Raw genomic sequence first — 17,588 nt, 5'->3', positions numbered from 1 at the left:
GATGCTGCTCGACGGCAATTCGCTGGCCTTCCGCGCGTTCTACGCCCTGCCCGCCGAGAACTTCAAGACCCGGGGCGGCCTGACCACCAACGCCGTGTACGGCTTCACCGCGATGCTGATCAACCTGCTGCGCGACGAGGCGCCCACGCACGTGGCCGCCGCGTTCGACGTGTCGCGGCAGACCTTCCGCTCCGAGCGGTACCCGGAGTACAAGGCGAACCGATCGTCGACGCCCGACGAGTTTCACGGCCAGATCGACATCACCAAGGAAGTGCTGAACGCGCTCGGCATCACGGTGCTCGCCGAGCCCGGCTTCGAGGCCGATGACCTGATCGCGACGCTGGCCACCCAGGCCGAGAACGCGGGGTTCCGCGTCCTGGTGGTCACCGGGGACCGGGACTCCCTGCAATTGGTGAGCGACGACGTGACGGTGCTGTATCCGCGCAAGGGCGTCAGCGAGCTCACCCGGTTCACGCCCGAGGCCGTCGTCGAGAAGTACGGGCTGACCCCCACGCAGTACCCCGACTTCGCCGCCCTGCGTGGCGATCCCAGCGACAACCTGCCCGGCATCCCCGGCGTGGGGGAGAAGACCGCGTCGAAATGGATCGCCGAATACGGCTCGCTGCAAGGCCTGGTGGACAACGTCGACTCGGTGCGCGGGAAGGTCGGGGACGCGCTGCGGGCCAACCTCGCCAGCGTGATCCGCAACCGCGAGCTGACCGACCTCGTCAAGGACGTGCCGCTGGCGCAGACCCCGGACACGCTGCGCATGCAGCCGTGGGATCGCGACCACATCCACCGGCTCTTCGACGACCTCGAGTTCCGGGTGCTGCGCGACCGGTTGTTCGACACGCTGGCCGCGGTGGAGCCCGAGGTCGACGCGGGTTTCGACGTGCGCGGCGGTGCACTGCAGCCCGGCGAGCTAGCCGTCTGGCTGGCCGGGCACAGCTCGGGCAAGCGCTTCGGCCTGGCCGTCGTCGGCACTCACCTGGCGTACGACGCCGACGCCACCGCGCTGGCCATCGTGTCCGCCGACGGTGAGGGCCGCTACATCGACACCTCGGCGCTCGAGCCCGACGACGAGGCGGCGCTGGCGTCCTGGCTGGCCGACCCCGGTCCGCCCAAGGCGCTGCACGAAGCCAAGCTGGCCATGCACGACCTCGCCGGCCGGGGATGGACGCTGGCCGGCGTCACCTCCGACACCGCGCTGGCCGCCTACCTGGTGCGCCCCGGGCAGCGCAGTTTCTCCCTCGAGGACCTCTCCCTGCGCTACCTACGGCGAGAGCTGCGCGCGGAAACAACTGAACAGCAACAACTTTCGCTTCTCGACGATACCGACGGCACGGACGACCAGGCGGTGCAGACGCTGATCCTGCGGGCCGTGGCGGTGCTCGACCTCGCCGACGCGCTCGACGAGGAGCTGGCCCGCATCAACTCCACATCGCTGCTGGGCGGCATGGAGTTGCCGGTGCAGCGGGTGCTGGCCGGGATGGAACACACCGGTATCGCAGTCGATTTGGGTCTGCTCGGCGAGCTGCAGAGCGAGTTCGCCCAGCAGATCCGCGATGCGGCCGAGGCGGCCTACGCGGTGATCGGCAAGCAGATCAACCTGGGGTCGCCGAAGCAGTTGCAGGCGGTGCTGTTCGACGAGCTGGAGATGCCGAAGACCAAGCGCACCAAGACCGGTTACACCACCGACGCGGACGCCTTGCAGTCGCTGTTCGACAAGACCGGCCACCCGTTCCTGCAGCACCTGCTCACCCACCGCGACGTCACCCGGCTCAAGGTCACCGTGGACGGGCTGCTGGCCTCGGTGGCCTCCGACGGTCGCATCCACACCACGTTCAACCAGACCATCGCGGCGACGGGCCGGTTGTCCTCGACCGAACCGAACCTGCAAAACATCCCGATCCGCACCGAGGCCGGCCGGCGGATCCGCGACGCGTTCGTGGTCGGCGACGGCTACAGCGAGCTGATGACGGCCGACTACAGCCAGATCGAGATGCGGATCATGGCGCACCTCTCCCGGGACGAGGGGCTCATCGAGGCCTTCAACACGGGGGAGGACCTGCATTCGTTCGTCGCGTCGCGGGCGTTCGGCGTGCCCATCGAGGAGGTCACCGCCGAGCTGCGCCGGCGGGTCAAGGCGATGTCGTACGGGCTGGCGTACGGGCTGAGCGCCTACGGCCTGTCGCAACAGCTGAAGATCTCCACCGAAGAGGCGAAGGAACAGATGGAGGCCTACTTCGCCCGGTTCGGCGGGGTGCGCGACTACCTGATGAACGTCGTGGACCAGGCGCGCAAGGACGGCTACACCTCGACGGTGCTGGGCCGCCGCCGTTACCTTCCCGAGCTGGACAGCAGCAACCGCCAGGTGCGGGAGGCCGCCGAGCGGGCGGCGCTCAACGCCCCCATCCAGGGCAGCGCCGCCGACATCATCAAGGTGGCGATGATCGAGGTCGACAAGGCGATCAAGGAGGCGGGGCTGAAATCCCGCATGCTGCTGCAGGTCCACGACGAGCTCCTGTTCGAGGTCGCGCCCGGCGAACGCGACCAACTCGAGGCCCTGGCCCGCGAGAAGATGGGCGGCGCCTACCCGCTCGACGTCCCGCTGGAGGTTTCGGTGGGGTACGGCCGCTCGTGGGACGCCGCCGCGCACTAGCGCGGGAAATCCCCTAGGCAGCGCATTTACCGGCGCGTCGGCGCCCGGGTGTGATTTCATGGTGAAAAAATTTGGCCCGAATTCGCACTGGCGTCACTTTCACCGTGGCCGACCGCCCGGTATGGCGCAGGTGACGCGCCGCCCGGGTTTGGCCAGCGTGTACGCAGTCGAGTAACCTCAATAGGTAAATCCCAGTTTTGTCCCTACGACCCAACCTGTCCGGAGCAACCCACCACATGCCGAGTCCCACCGTCACCTCGCCCCAAGTAGCCGTCAACGACATCGGCTCCAGCGAGGACTTTCTTGCCGCAATAGACAAAACGATCAAGTACTTCAACGATGGCGACATCGTCGAGGGGACGATCGTCAAAGTGGACCGGGACGAGGTGCTCCTCGACATCGGCTACAAGACCGAGGGCGTCATCCCCGCCCGCGAGCTCTCCATCAAGCACGACGTCGACCCCAGCGAGGTCGTTTCCGTCGGCGATGAGGTCGAAGCGCTTGTCCTCACCAAGGAGGACAAAGAGGGCCGCCTGATCCTGTCCAAGAAGCGCGCCCAGTACGAGCGCGCCTGGGGCACCATCGAGGCGCTCAAGGAGAAGGACGAGGCCGTCAAGGGCACCGTCATCGAGGTCGTCAAGGGTGGCCTGATCCTCGACATCGGCCTGCGTGGCTTCCTGCCCGCGTCGCTGGTCGAGATGCGCCGGGTCCGCGATCTGCAGCCGTACATCGGCAAGGAGATCGAAGCCAAGATCATCGAGCTGGACAAGAACCGCAACAACGTGGTGCTGTCGCGCCGGGCCTGGCTGGAGCAGACCCAGTCCGAGGTGCGCAGCGAGTTCCTCAACCAGCTGCAGAAGGGCGCCATCCGCAAGGGTGTGGTTTCCTCCATCGTCAACTTCGGCGCGTTCGTCGACCTGGGCGGTGTGGACGGCCTGGTGCACGTCTCCGAGCTCTCCTGGAAGCACATCGACCACCCGTCCGAGGTCGTCCAGGTCGGTGACGAGGTCACCGTCGAGGTGCTCGACGTCGACATGGACCGCGAGCGGGTCTCGTTGTCGCTCAAGGCAACCCAGGAAGACCCGTGGCGGCACTTCGCCCGCACGCACGCCATCGGCCAGATCGTGCCCGGCAAGGTCACCAAGCTGGTTCCGTTCGGCGCGTTCGTCCGCGTCGAGGAGGGCATCGAGGGCCTGGTGCACATCTCCGAGCTGGCCGAGCGGCACGTCGAGGTGCCCGACCAGGTGGTCGCGGTCGGCGACGACGCGATGGTCAAGGTCATCGACATCGACCTGGAGCGCCGCCGGATCTCGTTGTCGCTCAAGCAGGCCAACGAGGACTACACCGAGGAATTCGACCCGGCGAAGTACGGCATGGCCGACAGCTACGACGAGCAGGGCAACTACATCTTCCCCGAGGGCTTCGACGCCGAGACCAACGAATGGCTCGAGGGATTCGAGAAGCAGCGCGCCGAGTGGGAGGCCCGTTACGCCGAGGCCGAGCGCCGGCACAAGATGCACACCGCGCAGATGGAGAAGTTCGCCGCGGCCGAGGCGGCCGGGCACGCCGAGCAGTCGTCGGGCAACGGCGCGCGCGAGGAGAAGGCGGCCGGCGGGTCGCTGGCCAGCGACGCCCAATTGGCCGCCCTGCGGGAGAAGCTCGCCGGCAACGCCTAACAGCGGTCCCGCATGCTGCGTATCGGGTTGACCGGTGGCATCGGCGCCGGCAAGTCGGCGCTGTCGGCCACCTTCGCGAAATGCGGTGCGGTCATCGTCGACGGCGACGTCATCGCGCGCGAAGTGGTCCAGCCGGGCACCGAGGGGCTGGCGGCGCTGGTCGACGCGTTCGGTGACGACATCCTGCTTCCCGACGGATCGCTGGATCGTCCCGCGTTGGCCGCCAAGGCCTTTGCCGATGACGAGGCGCGCCAACGGCTGAACGGTATCGTGCACCCGCTGGTCGGCAAGCGCCGCGCCGAGATCATCGCCTCGGTGCCCGAGGACTCGGTTGTCGTGGAGGACATTCCGCTGCTGGTGGAGTCGGGGATGGCGCCGCTGTTCCCACTGGTCGTCGTGGTGCACGCCGACGTCAGGGTGCGGGTGCGGCGGCTGGTCGACCAACGCGGCATGCCCGAATCCGACGCCCGCGCGCGGATCGCGGCGCAGGCCAGCGACGAGCAGCGTCGTGCGGTCGCCGATATCTGGGTGGACAACTCAGGCAGCCCGGAGGACCTGGTGCAGCGGGCACATGAGCTGTGGGACCACCGGATACGGCCCTTCGCGGAGAACCTGAGTCGGCGTCAGTACGCCCGGGCGGCGGCGCGGTTGGTGCCGCCCGATCCGGGCTGGCCGGACCAGGCGCGGCGGATCGCGAACCGGTTGCGGACCGCCTGTGGGCACCGGGCGATTCGGGTGGACCACATCGGTTCGACCGCCGTGCCGGACTTTCCGGCCAAGGACGTCATCGACATGCAGATCACCGTCGAATCCCTGGCCGTCGCCGACGAACTCGCCGAGTCGCTGCTGGCCGCCGGTTATCCGCGCATCGAAAGCATCACCTCCGACGTCGCCAAGCCCGATGCCCGCAGCGCCGTCGAGCGATACGACCACACTGACGATGCGACGTTGTGGGACAAGCGGATTCACGCCTCGGCGGATCCGGGGCGTCCGACCAACGTGCACATCCGGGTGGACGGCTGGCCCAATCAACAGTTCGCCCTGTTGTTCGTGGCCTGGCTGTCGGCCGACGCGGACGCGCGGGCCGACTACCTGTCCGTGAAGCGGTCAGCCGAAATCGAGGCCGGCGGCGGCGACACCGCGCCGTACGTCGCGGTCAAGGAGCCGTGGTATGCCGACGCCTACCGGCGCGCGTGGGCGTGGGCGGACTCCGCGGGCTGGCGGCCCGAGCCCAAGCCTTAGGCCGGCAAGGGTGCGCCGCATGCCAGCGCACCGTTGTTGGGGTCCGTGTTTCCCGGTGTGGGCCGGACCATTTGGTCGGTCTGGGTGAAAACGTTGTCGTCGACGTCGATCTCGCAGTGCACGTTCGCCGAGTAGGGGAAGTGCAGCACGATGCGCATCCCGGCTTGTTGCGGATCGGGCAGCACGGTGTTGGCTTCGAATGCGTTGCCGGGCATGGACGGCAGGTTGGTGGTGTTGGTCTGGCCGCCGTTGATGATGAACGTGGCCTGACTGCCGGTGGTCAGCGCGTCGATCCGGGCGCGGTAGGTGATGTTGTGCAGGTCCGCCCGCGCGGTCGCCGGGCTCAACTGGGAGCCGACGGCGACGATCGTCACCGCGGTGATCGGCAGCAACCTGCTCCCGGTGCAGCTCATGGTTGCTGACATTACGCTCGCCGGCTTCCCGGGACCAGGTGGTCACGCCCCGGTCTCGCGCACCACCTCGGCGGCGTCCTTGTCCGTGCGGATGCCCAGATAGCGCGGGTGGCGCAGCTTCCCGTCGCGGGTCCACTCGGTGAAACCGATCTGGACCACCAATTCCGGGCTCGCCCAGTGGGCGTCGGGTTCCCGCACCAGGCCGCGGCTGAAGGGCGGCGTGTCGCGTGTGATCGCCGATAGCCGCCCGTGCAGTCGGCGCAGCGTGGCGTCGTCGAAGCCGGTGCCGACCTTCCCGGCGTAGACCAGGTCGCGGCCGTCGTAATAGCCCAGCAGCAGCGCGCCCAGCTCGACCCGGCTGCCCTTGGGGCTGGTGTAGCCGCCGACCACGAACTCCTGGTCGCGCACGCACTTGAACTTCAGCCAATTCCTCGAGCGGCCACCGTCATACCTCGAATCGGCCAGCTTCGCGATCACCCCTTCGTCGCCGCGCTCACAGGCCGCGCGGTAGGCGGCCAGGCCGTCCCCAACCCGATGCGAGGTGTACCGGAGCGGACCGCCGAACTCGATCGCCTTGCGCAGCAGCCGCTTACGCCACAGCAGCGGCGCGTCGACGGTGGACTTGCCGTCCAGGTGCAGCAGGTCGAAGACGTAGTAGAAGACTCGCACCGGCGACGCGCGGGCCACCTCGGGGTCGGTGATGCCCAGGCGGGCCTGCAACCGGGCGAAGCTGGTGCGGCGACCCTCGAACGCCACCACCTCGCCGTCCAGCACGAAGCGCGTGCTGTGCTGGGCGGTGACCGCGTCGACCAGCTCCGGGTAGGTGCCGTTGAGCGGCTGGCGGTTTCGCGACAACAGCCGCACCCGGCCGTCGTCGCGAAACGCCAGGCAACGCATGCCGTCGAACTTGCGCTCGAAGATCCAGTTGGGATCGGAGAACCGCTTGTCGGTCAGGGTGGCCAGCGTGGGGGACCGCCAATCGGGCACCGGCTCGTCGTGCAGCGCCTCGCGCACCGCATCGGGCAGGGCCGCCCCTACGTCTCGCGCCACGTCAGCTCCATCCCCTGGCCGGCCAGCCAGCGGGAAAGGTCATAGCCGTTGCGGGCCAGCCCGTCCACGGCGTCCACCGCGCACCGCACCGCCCGCTCGGCGACCTCCGGCGTCAACAGGCCGTGGCGGACGGCCTCCAGCAGCTCGTCGACGTCGGCCAGCTCCGCGCCGTCGCCGGTGCGGACCTCGATGTCGAGGTAGTGGTCTTCCGAACGCCAGACGTCGGGACCGGGCGTGTATTCGCCCACGTCGAGGTAGTAGTCGAGATGACGTTCATGGCCCGGATTGAAGTGAAAGACCGTGGCGCGCAGGCCGAGCGACGGCAGCAGCCACGATTCGAGGTAGTGGAACTGAGCGCGGCCGGGCGTGGGCCGGGCCACGTACAGGCCCCACGGGTGGACCGCATAGTCGTCCACGGCCCGCACGATGCCCTTCGGATCGGTGTTGGTGCGGGCGAGGAGGTCGAACGTCTCGCGCTTCGGTGGGTGGATGAGGCAATCTTAACGACGAAGGCGGATTCTCCAGCGCACGAAACCGGCATAGAACAGCGACAACGCCGCCAGCATGCCCATGTCGAGCAGCCAGACCCTCGACGTGTGTTGCCAGAACCGGTCCTGGGACAGCAGCGAGTCGGGCACCACGTGCCGCAGGTCGACCGTCGACGCCGCGGCGGCGTACCCCCAGCGCGCGGGCATCGCGAAGGACAGCTGGTCCAGCCCCAGCCGGCCGGTCACCGGGACCATGCCGCCGCACAGCACCAGCTGTGCCATCACCGCCACCACGAACAGCGGCATGATCTGCTCGCTGGAGCGCACCAGCGACGAAATCGCCAGGCCGAGAATGGCCGAGGCCACACAGGTGGCCGCGACGGTCGCGAACAGTTCGGCGGTCGCGCCGACGGTCGAATGGCCGAGCAGGACCGCGCCGCGCGTCGGCGCGCTCTTGCCGATCACCACGATGGCGGTGATGATCGCCGACTGCACGATCGCGAACCCGCAGAACACCGCGGTCTTGGCGAGCAGGTAGGCCGTGGTCGACAGCCCGACCGCCTGCTCGCGCTGGAAGATGGGGCGCTCGCCGACCAGGTCGCGAATGGTCAGCGCGGTGCCCATGAACGCCGCCGCGGGCATCAGCAACGCCAGGATCTGCGCCGCTTCATCGGGAGTCCCGGCGTTTGCGCCCGGCAGGTGGAATCCGTTGCTGCCCGGGACGGTCAGCGACAGCGAACCCAGGATGAACGGCAACAGCGCCAGGAAGGCGAAGTACGCGCGATCGGCGACCACCAGGCGGACCTGCCGCCTGGCGACCGTCGAAATCTGGCGCCGCACACTGGTATGCACCGGCTCGCCCAGGGCGCCCGGCTCGGCGGCCTTGTCCGGCAACAGCTTCTGCTTCTGCGCGTCGCGCTGCTCGATGAAGCGCCGGTTGGCCTCCTCGGGATCGGCGCCCACCTTGGTGAAGATCTTCGCCCAGTTGGTGGTGCCCATCGCCGCACCGATCTGGTCGGGCGGACCGCAGTAGGCCGTCTTGCCGCCCGGGGCCACCAACAGCAGCTGGTCGCAGGTGTCGAGGTAGGACAGCATGTGCGTCACCACGATCACCACGCGGCCGGCGTCGGCCAGCTGCCGCAGCATCGTCATGACCTGGTGGTCGAGCGCCGGGTCCAGGCCCGAGGTGGGTTCGTCGAGGATCAGCAGCGACGGGCCGGTGAGCAGCTCGAGCGCCACCGACGCCCGTTTGCGCTGACCGCCGGACAGCTTGTCCACCCGGGTGTCGGCGTGCTTGGTCAGGTCCAGCTCTTCGAGGACCTGCGCGACCACCTTCGCCCGGTCGGATTTGCTGGTGTCGGGCGGCAGGCGCAGTTCGGCGGCGTAGCCGAGCGCCTGGTTGATCGTCAGCTGCCGGTGCACCACGTCGTCCTGCGGGACCATCCCGATGCGGCTGCGCAACGACGCGTATTCGGCGTGAATGTCGTGGCCCTCGAACGTGACCGAGCCGGAGCTGGGCGTGGTGTAGCCGGCGATGAGCCTGGCCAGCGTGCTCTTTCCGGCGCCCGAACCGCCGATCACGGCGGTCAGCGTCCCGGGGCGCGCGATCAGCGAGATGTCGTCCAGCAGCTGTTTGCCGTTGTCGACGACGTACTCGACGTTGCGCACCTCCAGACCGCCGGTGCGCGTCGCGGCATCGCTGCGTTCGGTCAGGGTGCCGTCGCGGAAAACGAGGTCGACGTTGCCGATGGTGACGACGTCGTCGTCGGTCAGGATCGCCGACCCGACCCGGGTGCCGTTGACGAAGGTTCCGTTGATGCTGTTGTCCCGGATCTCGGTGCCCAGGGGCGTCTGCACCAACGTCGCGTGCTGACGGGAGGCCAGCACGTCGGAGACGACGATGTCGCACTCGGCCGCGCGGCCGATCGTCAGGGCGCGGGTGCCCGCGGCCGCCGACGAGCGCGGTGAGAGCAACTTCACAAAGCGCGTCGCCAGGTTCGACACGTCCGCCGACTTGGCGTCGACGACGGTGAGTTCGGCGGCCGGCGCGATGGCGTGCACGACGGTCCGCTCGTTCGTTGGCGTGCCGCGGCCGCCCGGCGTGGGCACGGGCCTGCTGGGTGCGGGCGCCGGCCGAAGCGGCGAAACCGCCTGCCGCGGCGGTGAATTCGGCGGCGCAGGTCGCGGCGCGTGGGGGCCGCTGCGGCCCGGGTTTCGGACCGAATTCGTTTGCTCGGGCAGCGCGGACCACGCCAGCGTCGGCGGCCCGGGCTCCGGGCTCGGCCGGATCCGGCCCGGCCGGTCGGCGTAGCCCTGCTGCGGCCCGATGGCGAAGGTCAGCCGCGGGCCCCGCGGATTGCCGACGTGAATGCTCTGACCGTCGTGGACGTCGATGACCGGCATCCGATAGCCGTTGAGGTAGGTGCCGTTCAGCGAGCCGTTGTCGATCGCCAACCAGCGTCCCTGGTCGAAACGCAGGATCAGGTGGGCGCGCGAGATGCGCGGATCGGCGATGCGCATGTCGGCCTGCATGTCGCGGCCGACGACCACCTCGTGTCCGGCCGCGAAGGATCGTTGGTACCCGTCGTGCCGAATCGTCAGGATGGGCGGGGCGGGTCGAGTCACTACTCAAGTATCGGTGCGTGGCGCGGGTGCTCTCTATTGGAACCGCCTGTGACTTCACTATGTTTCGGTGCGGGCACTCATAACCGTTTCATAGCTTCGTGAGACGAACCCCCCCACCGGGATCCGGCATGATCTTGAACGTAAGGGGGATTTCGGTGCGCCGGGCACATCGTCGTGCCGGCCGAAGCGCCGAAGAAACAAGGCGCCGATCGCGATGCATGTGCCGCGGTGTGGCGCGCCGTGCGGGGTCGCGGCAAGCCCGGGCGGCTACCAGGGGGTGAGGTGATCGATGGACGAGGACAAGGGGGCCACCCGGCGCATCGGTGCCGGGCGCCGGCTGTTGAGCAACCCGCGTCAGGCCCGCGCGGCGCTGCGCGCGGGCTTTCACTCGGTGCCCGCGGTCACCCTCGCCCACCTGTTCCGCCGCATCCCGCCGGTCGGTTCGGCCCCGGGCGCGGAGGTCGAGGCGGCGCCGCACCCCGGCCAGGCCGACGGTTCCCGCCCGTCGATCAACGGCGGGGCGCCGTTCGCGGGCTACACGGTCTTGCGCCAGCTGGGCGCCGGTGGCATGGCCGAGGTGTACCTGGCGCTGCATCCCCGATTGCCGCGCCGCGACGTCATCAAGGTCTTGGCGGAGGCGGTCACGGCTGACCGCGAGTTTCGCGAAAGGTTCAACCGGGAGGCCGATCTCGCCGCGACGCTGTGGCATCCCCACATCGTCGGCGTGCACGACCGGGGGGAATTCAACGGCCACCTCTGGATTTCCATGGACTACGTCGAGGGCACCGACGCCTCCCGGCTGGTGAAGGAGCGCCACCCCGACGGCATGCCGATCGACGAGGTGCGCGCCATCGTGCACGCCGTCGCGGGCGCCCTCGATTACGCCCATGACCGCGGGCTGCTGCACCGCGACGTCAAACCGGCCAACATCCTGCTCACCCATCCCGATGATGGGGAACGTCGAATCCTGTTGGCGGACTTCGGTGTCGCGCGCCATCTGGGTGACATCAGCGGAATCACCGAAACCAACGTCGCCGTCGGAACGGTGGCCTACGCCGCACCGGAACAGTTGACGGGATCCAACATCGACGGCCGCGCGGACCAATACGCTTTGGCGGCAACGGCTTTCCATCTGCTCACCGGTACGCCGCCGTTTCAGCATTCGAATCCGATCGCGGTGATCAGCCAGCACCTGCACGAGGAGCCGCCCCGGCTCAGCGATTACCGACCGGAGCTGGCCCACCTCGACCAGGTGTTCGGCAAGGCCCTGGCCAAACAACCCGAGGACAGGTTCGAGCGGTGTCGCGCGTTCGCCGCCGCCGTCAGCGAGCGAGTCGACGACGTCGTAGATGCCGGCCCCCAGGCCCAGCCGCGCAGCGTCGCGGCGCTGCGCCGCCGGTTCTCCTCGCGGACGCGGTGGGCGGTCGGGCTGGTGTGCGCGATGCTCATCGCCGTGGCGGCCACCTGGTCGGTGCTCTACTCGTTCGAGCCGGACACGCCGCCGGGTAACCCCGCGCTCGCGTCCAAACCGTCCGTCCCCGCGCCCAGCGCCGCGCCGGCAAGCTCCGGCGGGCCGGTGCTCAACGGCACCTACAGGTTCGACTACGACCAAAGCAAGCGCACCACCAACGGCGTCGCGATCCGCCATGACGGCCCCGCCACCGGGTGGTGGGCCTTCCGGTCGGTGTGCACCACCAACGGGTGCGCGGCGACCGGGGCGCGGCTGGACAACGCCGCCCATCAGACCGCCACCGGTCAGACGGACACCTTGCGCTTCGTCGGCGGCTATTGGCAGGGCGCGCCGCAACAGGACCGGCTGGGCTGCACCCCGCCCAACGGGCAGGCCCCGGCCACCCAGCAGGAGACCCTGGCATGGTCGCTCGCACCCCAGGCCGACGGCAGCCTGCGCGGCACCGTGACCGAGACCGTGCTCAGCAACGAGTGCGGCGCGCAGGGCGCGGTGGTCCGGGTGCCCGTGGTGGCCACCCGGGTCGGTGACGTGCCGGCCGGCGTGAACCTGGGCGACCCCGCCCAGGCCGTCAGCGCGTCGACGGCGGCGGCGACCCCGGCGCCGCCCGTGCTCGGCGCGGTCTGCGGCGACGTCGGCAAGCTGGCCTACGACCCGACCAACAGCGAGCAGATCGTCTGCGAGGGCAACAGCTGGGCCAAGGCGCCGATCACGATGGGCGTGCACGCCTCCGGCAGCTCCTGCGACCGCCCGGGCACCTCGGTCTTCGCCATGACCACCTCGAACGACGGTTATCTGCTGCAGTGCGATCCCGTCACCCGGACCTGGACGCGCCCGGGGGGGGTAGGGCCGGGTTCTGCCGCCGCGCCCCGGAGTCTCCGGACCAATAGGTGACTCGCGAATTTGATATCGCCCGCGCTATCAAATCCGGCGGTCGTCTTGTCCTTCCCCACCGGTACCCGTGTGACGGATGTGGCTCCCGTGGCCGGGCGTCCTGACTGACTTTCGCGGCGTCAGATTCCGAATAAGCTTCCGCGTATGCAGGTAGTGCGTGTCGATACCGCAGCTCTGCAGGCGATGGCTACTCGGTGGGCGGCGTCAGCGGGCATGAGCGACATTCACCGCCGACGCGCTGGCCTGGCACGACAATCCTGGCACAGTCGGAGCCGTCGAAGCCTGGAGCTCGCCCGGAGACATCACGTAACCAACCCCAATGTGTTCAAAGATCTGATCTCACACAGTCGACCGATCAGCAATCGAGACGGGACCCTCGTCTACGAAGTTCCGATCAATCGCGTCCACTGCACACGAGGACCATTGGGAATCGCTGACTGCGAGGACACTGGCGAGAGCCTGACAATGAGGATCGTTGTGAATGTCAACGAAGGACGGCCCGGCATACCTGACGGAGGCCAGAAAGGAGTGATCTCGATGTATCCGCTCGCGGGCGGTAGCGGCGTGGTCGAAGTAGAACCGGGCTGGACGCTGTGCCCGCCGTGGGTGAACAAAAATGTACCCATCAACTGAAGGCGACGACGCTCAAGTGCAGTTTGCCGCAGATGTGCTGCGGAAGTTGCTGCGCCATATCGACGATGAAAACAGCAGGCGTAAGAGCCCCTATCTGGTCTCCCACGCTTGGACCGATGGACCAATGATGTACGTGGTGTACACGGCACCACCGTCGGACAGAACCTGGGGACTTGCCCGCGACACCAGGGCGTCGATCATCGACCCTGGCTCGTGGCCAAACTCGGAAGAGGCGGTGCTCTATTACTATTTGCTCGATTTCGAGGAGAACCAGCCTTCCTCGTCTTTTCGTCGGCCCGGTGAGCCGGACACGATTTGGTGGTTTGGCTTTCCACGCGAAGACCTCGCAGAGCGACTGTCAAGCATCCCTGAGGCGTATCGCCGTACGCCATCCAACGGAGCATGGTCGTCGAAGCCCAGCGAGGACGAAGAGCGGCCCGCCCCGGAGCCTCGCCGATACGGAAACCCACTCTGACCGCGTCAACTAAACGGCCTAGGTGACACCAGCTCGTGACCTGAATCTACGGCGCGATGAATGGCCCCATGCTGGTACCGGCACCAGCATGGGGAGGGCGGCGAATTCTTCCCACGCTGACAACCCCAGCACTTGGTAAGGGAATGGTGCGTCGGCCGCCGCGCCCCGGAGTCTCCGGACCAATAGGTGATTCGCGAATTTGATATCGCCCGCGCTATCAAATCTGGCGGTCGTCTTGTCCTTCCCAACCGGTACCCGTGTGACGGATGTGGCTCCCGTGGCCGGCGCCCGACACTTGTCGGTGCACGGTTCTACCCTGGTGGCATGGCTTTCGCCACGGAGCATCCGGTACTCGCACATTCGGAATACCGCGCGGTCGACGAGGTCGTGCGCGTCGGTGGCCACTTCGAGGTGGTCAGCCCGCACTCGCCCGCCGGCGACCAACCGGCCGCCATCGACGAGCTGGAACGCCGCATCAGGGCGGGGGAGCGCGACGTGGTGCTGCTCGGTGCCACCGGCACGGGCAAGTCGGCCACCACCGCCTGGCTCATCGAGCGGCTGCAGCGGCCCACGCTGGTCATGGCGCCGAACAAGACGCTGGCCGCACAGCTGGCCAACGAACTTCGAGAGATGTTGCCGCACAACGCGGTTGAGTACTTCGTGTCGTACTACGACTACTACCAGCCGGAGGCGTACATCGCCCAGACCGACACCTACATCGAGAAGGACAGCTCGATCAACGACGACGTGGAGCGGCTGCGGCACTCCGCGACGTCGTCGCTGCTCTCGCGTCGCGACGTGGTCGTGGTGGCCTCGGTGTCGTGCATCTACGGCCTGGGAACGCCGCAGTCGTATCTGGACCGTTCCGTGGAACTGCGCGTGGGCACCGAGGTGCCCCGCGACGCGCTGCTGCGGCTGCTGGTCGACGTTCAGTACACCCGCAACGACCTGTCCTTCACCCGGGGCTCGTTCCGGGTGCGCGGCGACACGGTCGAGATCATCCCGTCCTACGAAGAGCTGGCGGTGCGTATCGAGTTCTTCGGCGACGAGATCGAGGCCCTGTACTACCTGCACCCGCTGACCGGCGACGTGATCCGCCAGGTCGACTCGGTGCGCATCTTCCCGGCCACCCACTACGTCGCCGGCCCGGAGCGGATGGCTCACGCCATCTCGACGATCGAGGAGGAGCTGGCGGAGAGGCTGGCCGAGCTGGAGGGCCAGGGCAAGCTGCTGGAGGCGCAGCGGCTGCGGATGCGCACCAACTATGACATCGAGATGATGCGCCAGGTCGGCTTCTGCTCGGGCATCGAGAACTACTCGCGCCACATCGACGGCCGCGGCCCCGGCTCGCCGCCGGCCACCCTGCTCGACTACTTCCCCGAGGACTTTCTGCTGGTCATCGACGAGTCGCACGTCACGGTGCCGCAGATCGGCGGCATGTACGAGGGCGACATGTCCCGCAAGCGCAACCTGGTCGAATACGGGTTCCGGCTGCCGTCGGCGTGCGACAACCGCCCGCTGACCTGGGAGGAGTTCGCCGAGCGGATCGGGCAGACGGTGTACCTGTCGGCCACCCCGGGCCCCTACGAACTCAGTCAGGCCGGCGGCGAGTTCGTCGAGCAGGTCATCCGGCCGACCGGCCTGGTGGACCCGAAAGTGGTGGTGAAACCCACGAAGGGCCAGATCGACGACCTGATCGGCGAGATCCGCAAGCGCACCGACGCCGACGAGCGGGTGCTGGTCACGACCCTGACCAAGAAGATGGCCGAGGACCTCACCGACTACCTGCTGGAGATGGGTATCCGGGTGCGCTACCTGCACTCGGAGGTCGACACGCTGCGCCGGGTGGAGCTGCTGCGCCAGCTGCGGCTGGGCGAGTATGACGTCCTGGTCGGCATCAACCTCCTGCGCGAGGGCCTGGACCTGCCGGAGGTGTCGCTGGTGGCGATCCTGGACGCGGACAAGGAGGGGTTTCTGCGGTCCTCGCGCAGCCTGATCCAGACCATCGGCCGCGCCGCCCGCAACGTGTCCGGGGAAGTGCACATGTACGCCGACTCGATCACCGACTCGATGAAGGAGGCGATCGACGAGACCGAACGGCGGCGGGCCAAGCAGATCGCCTACAACGAGGCCCACGGCATCGACCCGCAGCCGCTGCGCAAGAAGATCGCCGACATCCTCGACCAGGTCTACCGCGAGGCAGACGACACGGAAGCGGTGGGGATCGGCGGGTCCGGCCGCAACGCCTCCCGGGGCCGGCGTGCCCAGGGTGAGCCGGGCCGCGCCGTGAGCGCGGGGGTGTTCGAGGGCCGCGACACCACCAGCATGCCGCGCGCCGAACTGGCCGACCTGATCAAGGACCTGACCGAGCAGATGATGGCCGCCGCGCGTGACTTGCAGTTCGAGTTGGCCGCGCGCTTCCGCGACGAGATCGCCGACCTGAAGAAGGAACTGCGGGGGATGGACGCCGCCGGCCTGAAATGAGTTTGCTGGCAGCACATCTCGGATGGGCGCCCAGGAGGCACCCCATACGGTAGAAGGGTGACCGACACCGTGACCGTCACCGGCGGCTGGAACGAGCTGCTGGGGCCGAGGTATCTGAGGACCTCCATCCTGCTGGCCGGCGGGGTGGCGCTGTATGCCACCAACGAGTTCTTGACCACCAGCTTGTTGCCCAACACGATCGCCGAAATCGGCGGCAGCCGGCTCTACGCCTGGGTGACGACCCTGTACCTCGTCGGGTCGGTGGTGGCGGCGGCGATGGTCAATCCGATGCTGCTGCGGGCCGGGGCGCGGTCGTCCTACCTGACCGGACTTGCCGTGTTCGGTGTCTCGAGCCTGGTTTGCGCGGCGGCGCCGAACATGCAGGTTTTGATAGCTGGGCGTGCCCTGCAGGGCGTCGCCGGCGGACTGCTGGCCGGCCTTGGTTACGCGGTCATCAATTCCGCGCTGCCGCGCACGCTGTGGACCCGCGGGTCGGCGCTGGTGTCGGCGATGTGGGGCGTGGCCACGGTGGTCGGCCCGACGACGGGCGGCCTGTTCGCCCAGCTCGGCCTGTGGCGATGGGCCTTCGTGGCGATGGCGGTGCTGACCGGCTTGATGGCGACGCTGGTGCCCGTCGCGCTGATCCGCGTCGCGCCCACCGCCGCCGCGCTGCCGATGAAGGTGCCGGTGCGCTCGCTGCTGCTGATCGGCGCCGCCGCGCTCGCGGTCAGCGTCGCCCAGATTCCGCGCAACACGCTGGCAACGTTTGCGCTGCTCGCCGCCGGCATCGCGCTGGTGGGCCTGTTCGTGCTCGTGGACTGGCGCATGCACACGGCGATCCTGCCGCCCAGCGTGTTCGGCCCCGGGCCGCTGAAGTGGATCTATCTGACCATGGGCGCGCTGATGGGCGCCGCGATGGTGAACACCTACGTACCGCTGTTCGGCCAGCGGCTGGCGCATCTGACCCCGATCGCGGCCGGGTTCCTGGGCGCCGCGCTGGCGCTCGGCTGGACGGTCAGCGAGATCCTGAGCGCGTCGCTGGAGAGCCCCCGCACGATCGGCCGGGTGATCGTGGCGGCGCCGATCGTCGCCGCCTCGGGGCTGGCCCTGGCCGCCGTCGCGCGGCGCGGCGACACCTCACCCTGGACGGCCGCGCTGTGGGCGGTGGCGCTGCTGGTCGCGGGCACCGGGATCGGGATGGCCTGGCCGCATCTGTCGGCGCGCGCGATGGCGTCGGTCGACGACCCCGCCGAAGGAAGCGCCGCCTCGGCGGCGATCAACACCGTCCAGCTGATCTCCGCAGCGATCGCGGCCGGGCTGGCCGGGGTGGTGGTCAACACCGCCAAGGGCGGCGACGGCATGGCGGCGCACTGGCTGTTCACGGTGTTCACCGCCCTGAGCGCCGCCGGTGTCGCGGTGTCCTACGGCGCGACCCGCGGCGTGCGCGAGACGCAGCCGGTCGGCTGACCCGCGCCCCG

At 68.6% G+C, this 17,588-nt stretch carries 12 protein-coding genes; 8 read left to right on the top strand and 4 right to left on the bottom strand.

Annotation, left to right across the window (positions count from 1 at the left end; genetic code table 11):
• Position 1: 1 nt before the first annotated feature.
• From polA to coaE, 3 genes are all read left to right on the top strand, one after another.
• Complete coding sequence (polA, locus tag A5713_RS01955) at positions 2-2,662, top strand: DNA polymerase I (RefSeq protein ID WP_197516271.1); 2,661 nt, start codon at positions 2-4, stop codon at positions 2,660-2,662.
• Between the two features lie 236 nt (positions 2,663-2,898).
• Positions 2,899-4,338, top strand: a complete 1,440-nt coding sequence (gene rpsA, locus A5713_RS01950; RefSeq protein ID WP_068091975.1) for a 30S ribosomal protein S1 — start codon at positions 2,899-2,901, stop codon at positions 4,336-4,338.
• Positions 4,339-4,350: 12 nt separating this feature from the next.
• Positions 4,351-5,580, top strand: a complete 1,230-nt coding sequence (gene coaE / locus A5713_RS01945) for a dephospho-CoA kinase (RefSeq protein WP_068091972.1) — start codon at positions 4,351-4,353, stop codon at positions 5,578-5,580.
• Here the strand turns inward: coaE and A5713_RS01940 are convergent.
• From A5713_RS01940 to A5713_RS01925, 4 genes are all read right to left on the bottom strand, one after another.
• Entirely contained in the window at positions 5,577-5,993 is a 417-nt protein-coding gene (locus tag A5713_RS01940) for a hypothetical protein (RefSeq protein WP_067917102.1), read from the bottom strand. The two genes, coaE and A5713_RS01940, sit on opposite strands and share 4 nt — an antisense overlap.
• Before the next feature lie 42 nt (positions 5,994-6,035).
• Positions 6,036-7,043 (bottom strand): non-homologous end-joining DNA ligase, encoded by a 1,008-nt coding sequence (ligD, locus tag A5713_RS01935; protein ID WP_082972721.1) that lies wholly within the window; start codon positions 7,041-7,043, stop codon positions 6,036-6,038.
• Complete coding sequence (locus A5713_RS01930; RefSeq protein WP_068091963.1) at positions 7,028-7,468, bottom strand: DUF402 domain-containing protein; 441 nt, start codon at positions 7,466-7,468, stop codon at positions 7,028-7,030. Before A5713_RS01930 ends, ligD begins: the two co-directional genes overlap by 16 nt.
• Positions 7,469-7,543: 75 nt before the next feature.
• The gene (locus A5713_RS01925) at positions 7,544-10,156 is read right to left on the bottom strand and encodes an FHA domain-containing protein (protein WP_082972720.1); all 2,613 of its coding nucleotides are present in this window, start codon (positions 10,154-10,156) and stop codon (positions 7,544-7,546) included.
• Between the two features lie 289 nt (positions 10,157-10,445).
• On the opposite strand from A5713_RS01925, the gene A5713_RS01920 reads away from it, so the two are divergent.
• The 5 genes from A5713_RS01920 (at position 10,446) to A5713_RS01910 (ending at position 17,577) form a co-directional block, all read left to right on the top strand.
• Positions 10,446-12,518, top strand: coding sequence for a serine/threonine-protein kinase (locus A5713_RS01920; RefSeq protein WP_068091961.1), 2,073 nt, complete (start codon positions 10,446-10,448; stop codon positions 12,516-12,518).
• A gap of 477 nt (positions 12,519-12,995) precedes the next feature.
• Positions 12,996-13,151: a hypothetical protein gene (locus A5713_RS28925; RefSeq protein ID WP_231980209.1), complete on the top strand. Its 156-nt coding sequence runs from the start codon at positions 12,996-12,998 to the stop codon at positions 13,149-13,151.
• Between the two features lie 16 nt (positions 13,152-13,167).
• Complete coding sequence (locus A5713_RS27170) at positions 13,168-13,626, top strand: hypothetical protein (protein WP_231980208.1); 459 nt, start codon at positions 13,168-13,170, stop codon at positions 13,624-13,626.
• Positions 13,627-13,950: 324 nt separating this feature from the next.
• Complete coding sequence (gene uvrB / locus A5713_RS01915; RefSeq protein WP_068091957.1) at positions 13,951-16,110, top strand: excinuclease ABC subunit UvrB; 2,160 nt, start codon at positions 13,951-13,953, stop codon at positions 16,108-16,110.
• Between the two features lie 57 nt (positions 16,111-16,167).
• Positions 16,168-17,577, top strand: coding sequence for an MFS transporter (locus tag A5713_RS01910; protein ID WP_067917090.1), 1,410 nt, complete (start codon positions 16,168-16,170; stop codon positions 17,575-17,577).
• Positions 17,578-17,588 lie beyond the last annotated feature (11 nt).

It is taken from the genome of Mycobacterium sp. E2497, from assembly GCF_001668695.1.
Lineage (GTDB): Bacteria > Actinomycetota > Actinomycetes > Mycobacteriales > Mycobacteriaceae > Mycobacterium.
This window is presented reverse-complemented; position numbering and strand designations above follow the sequence as displayed.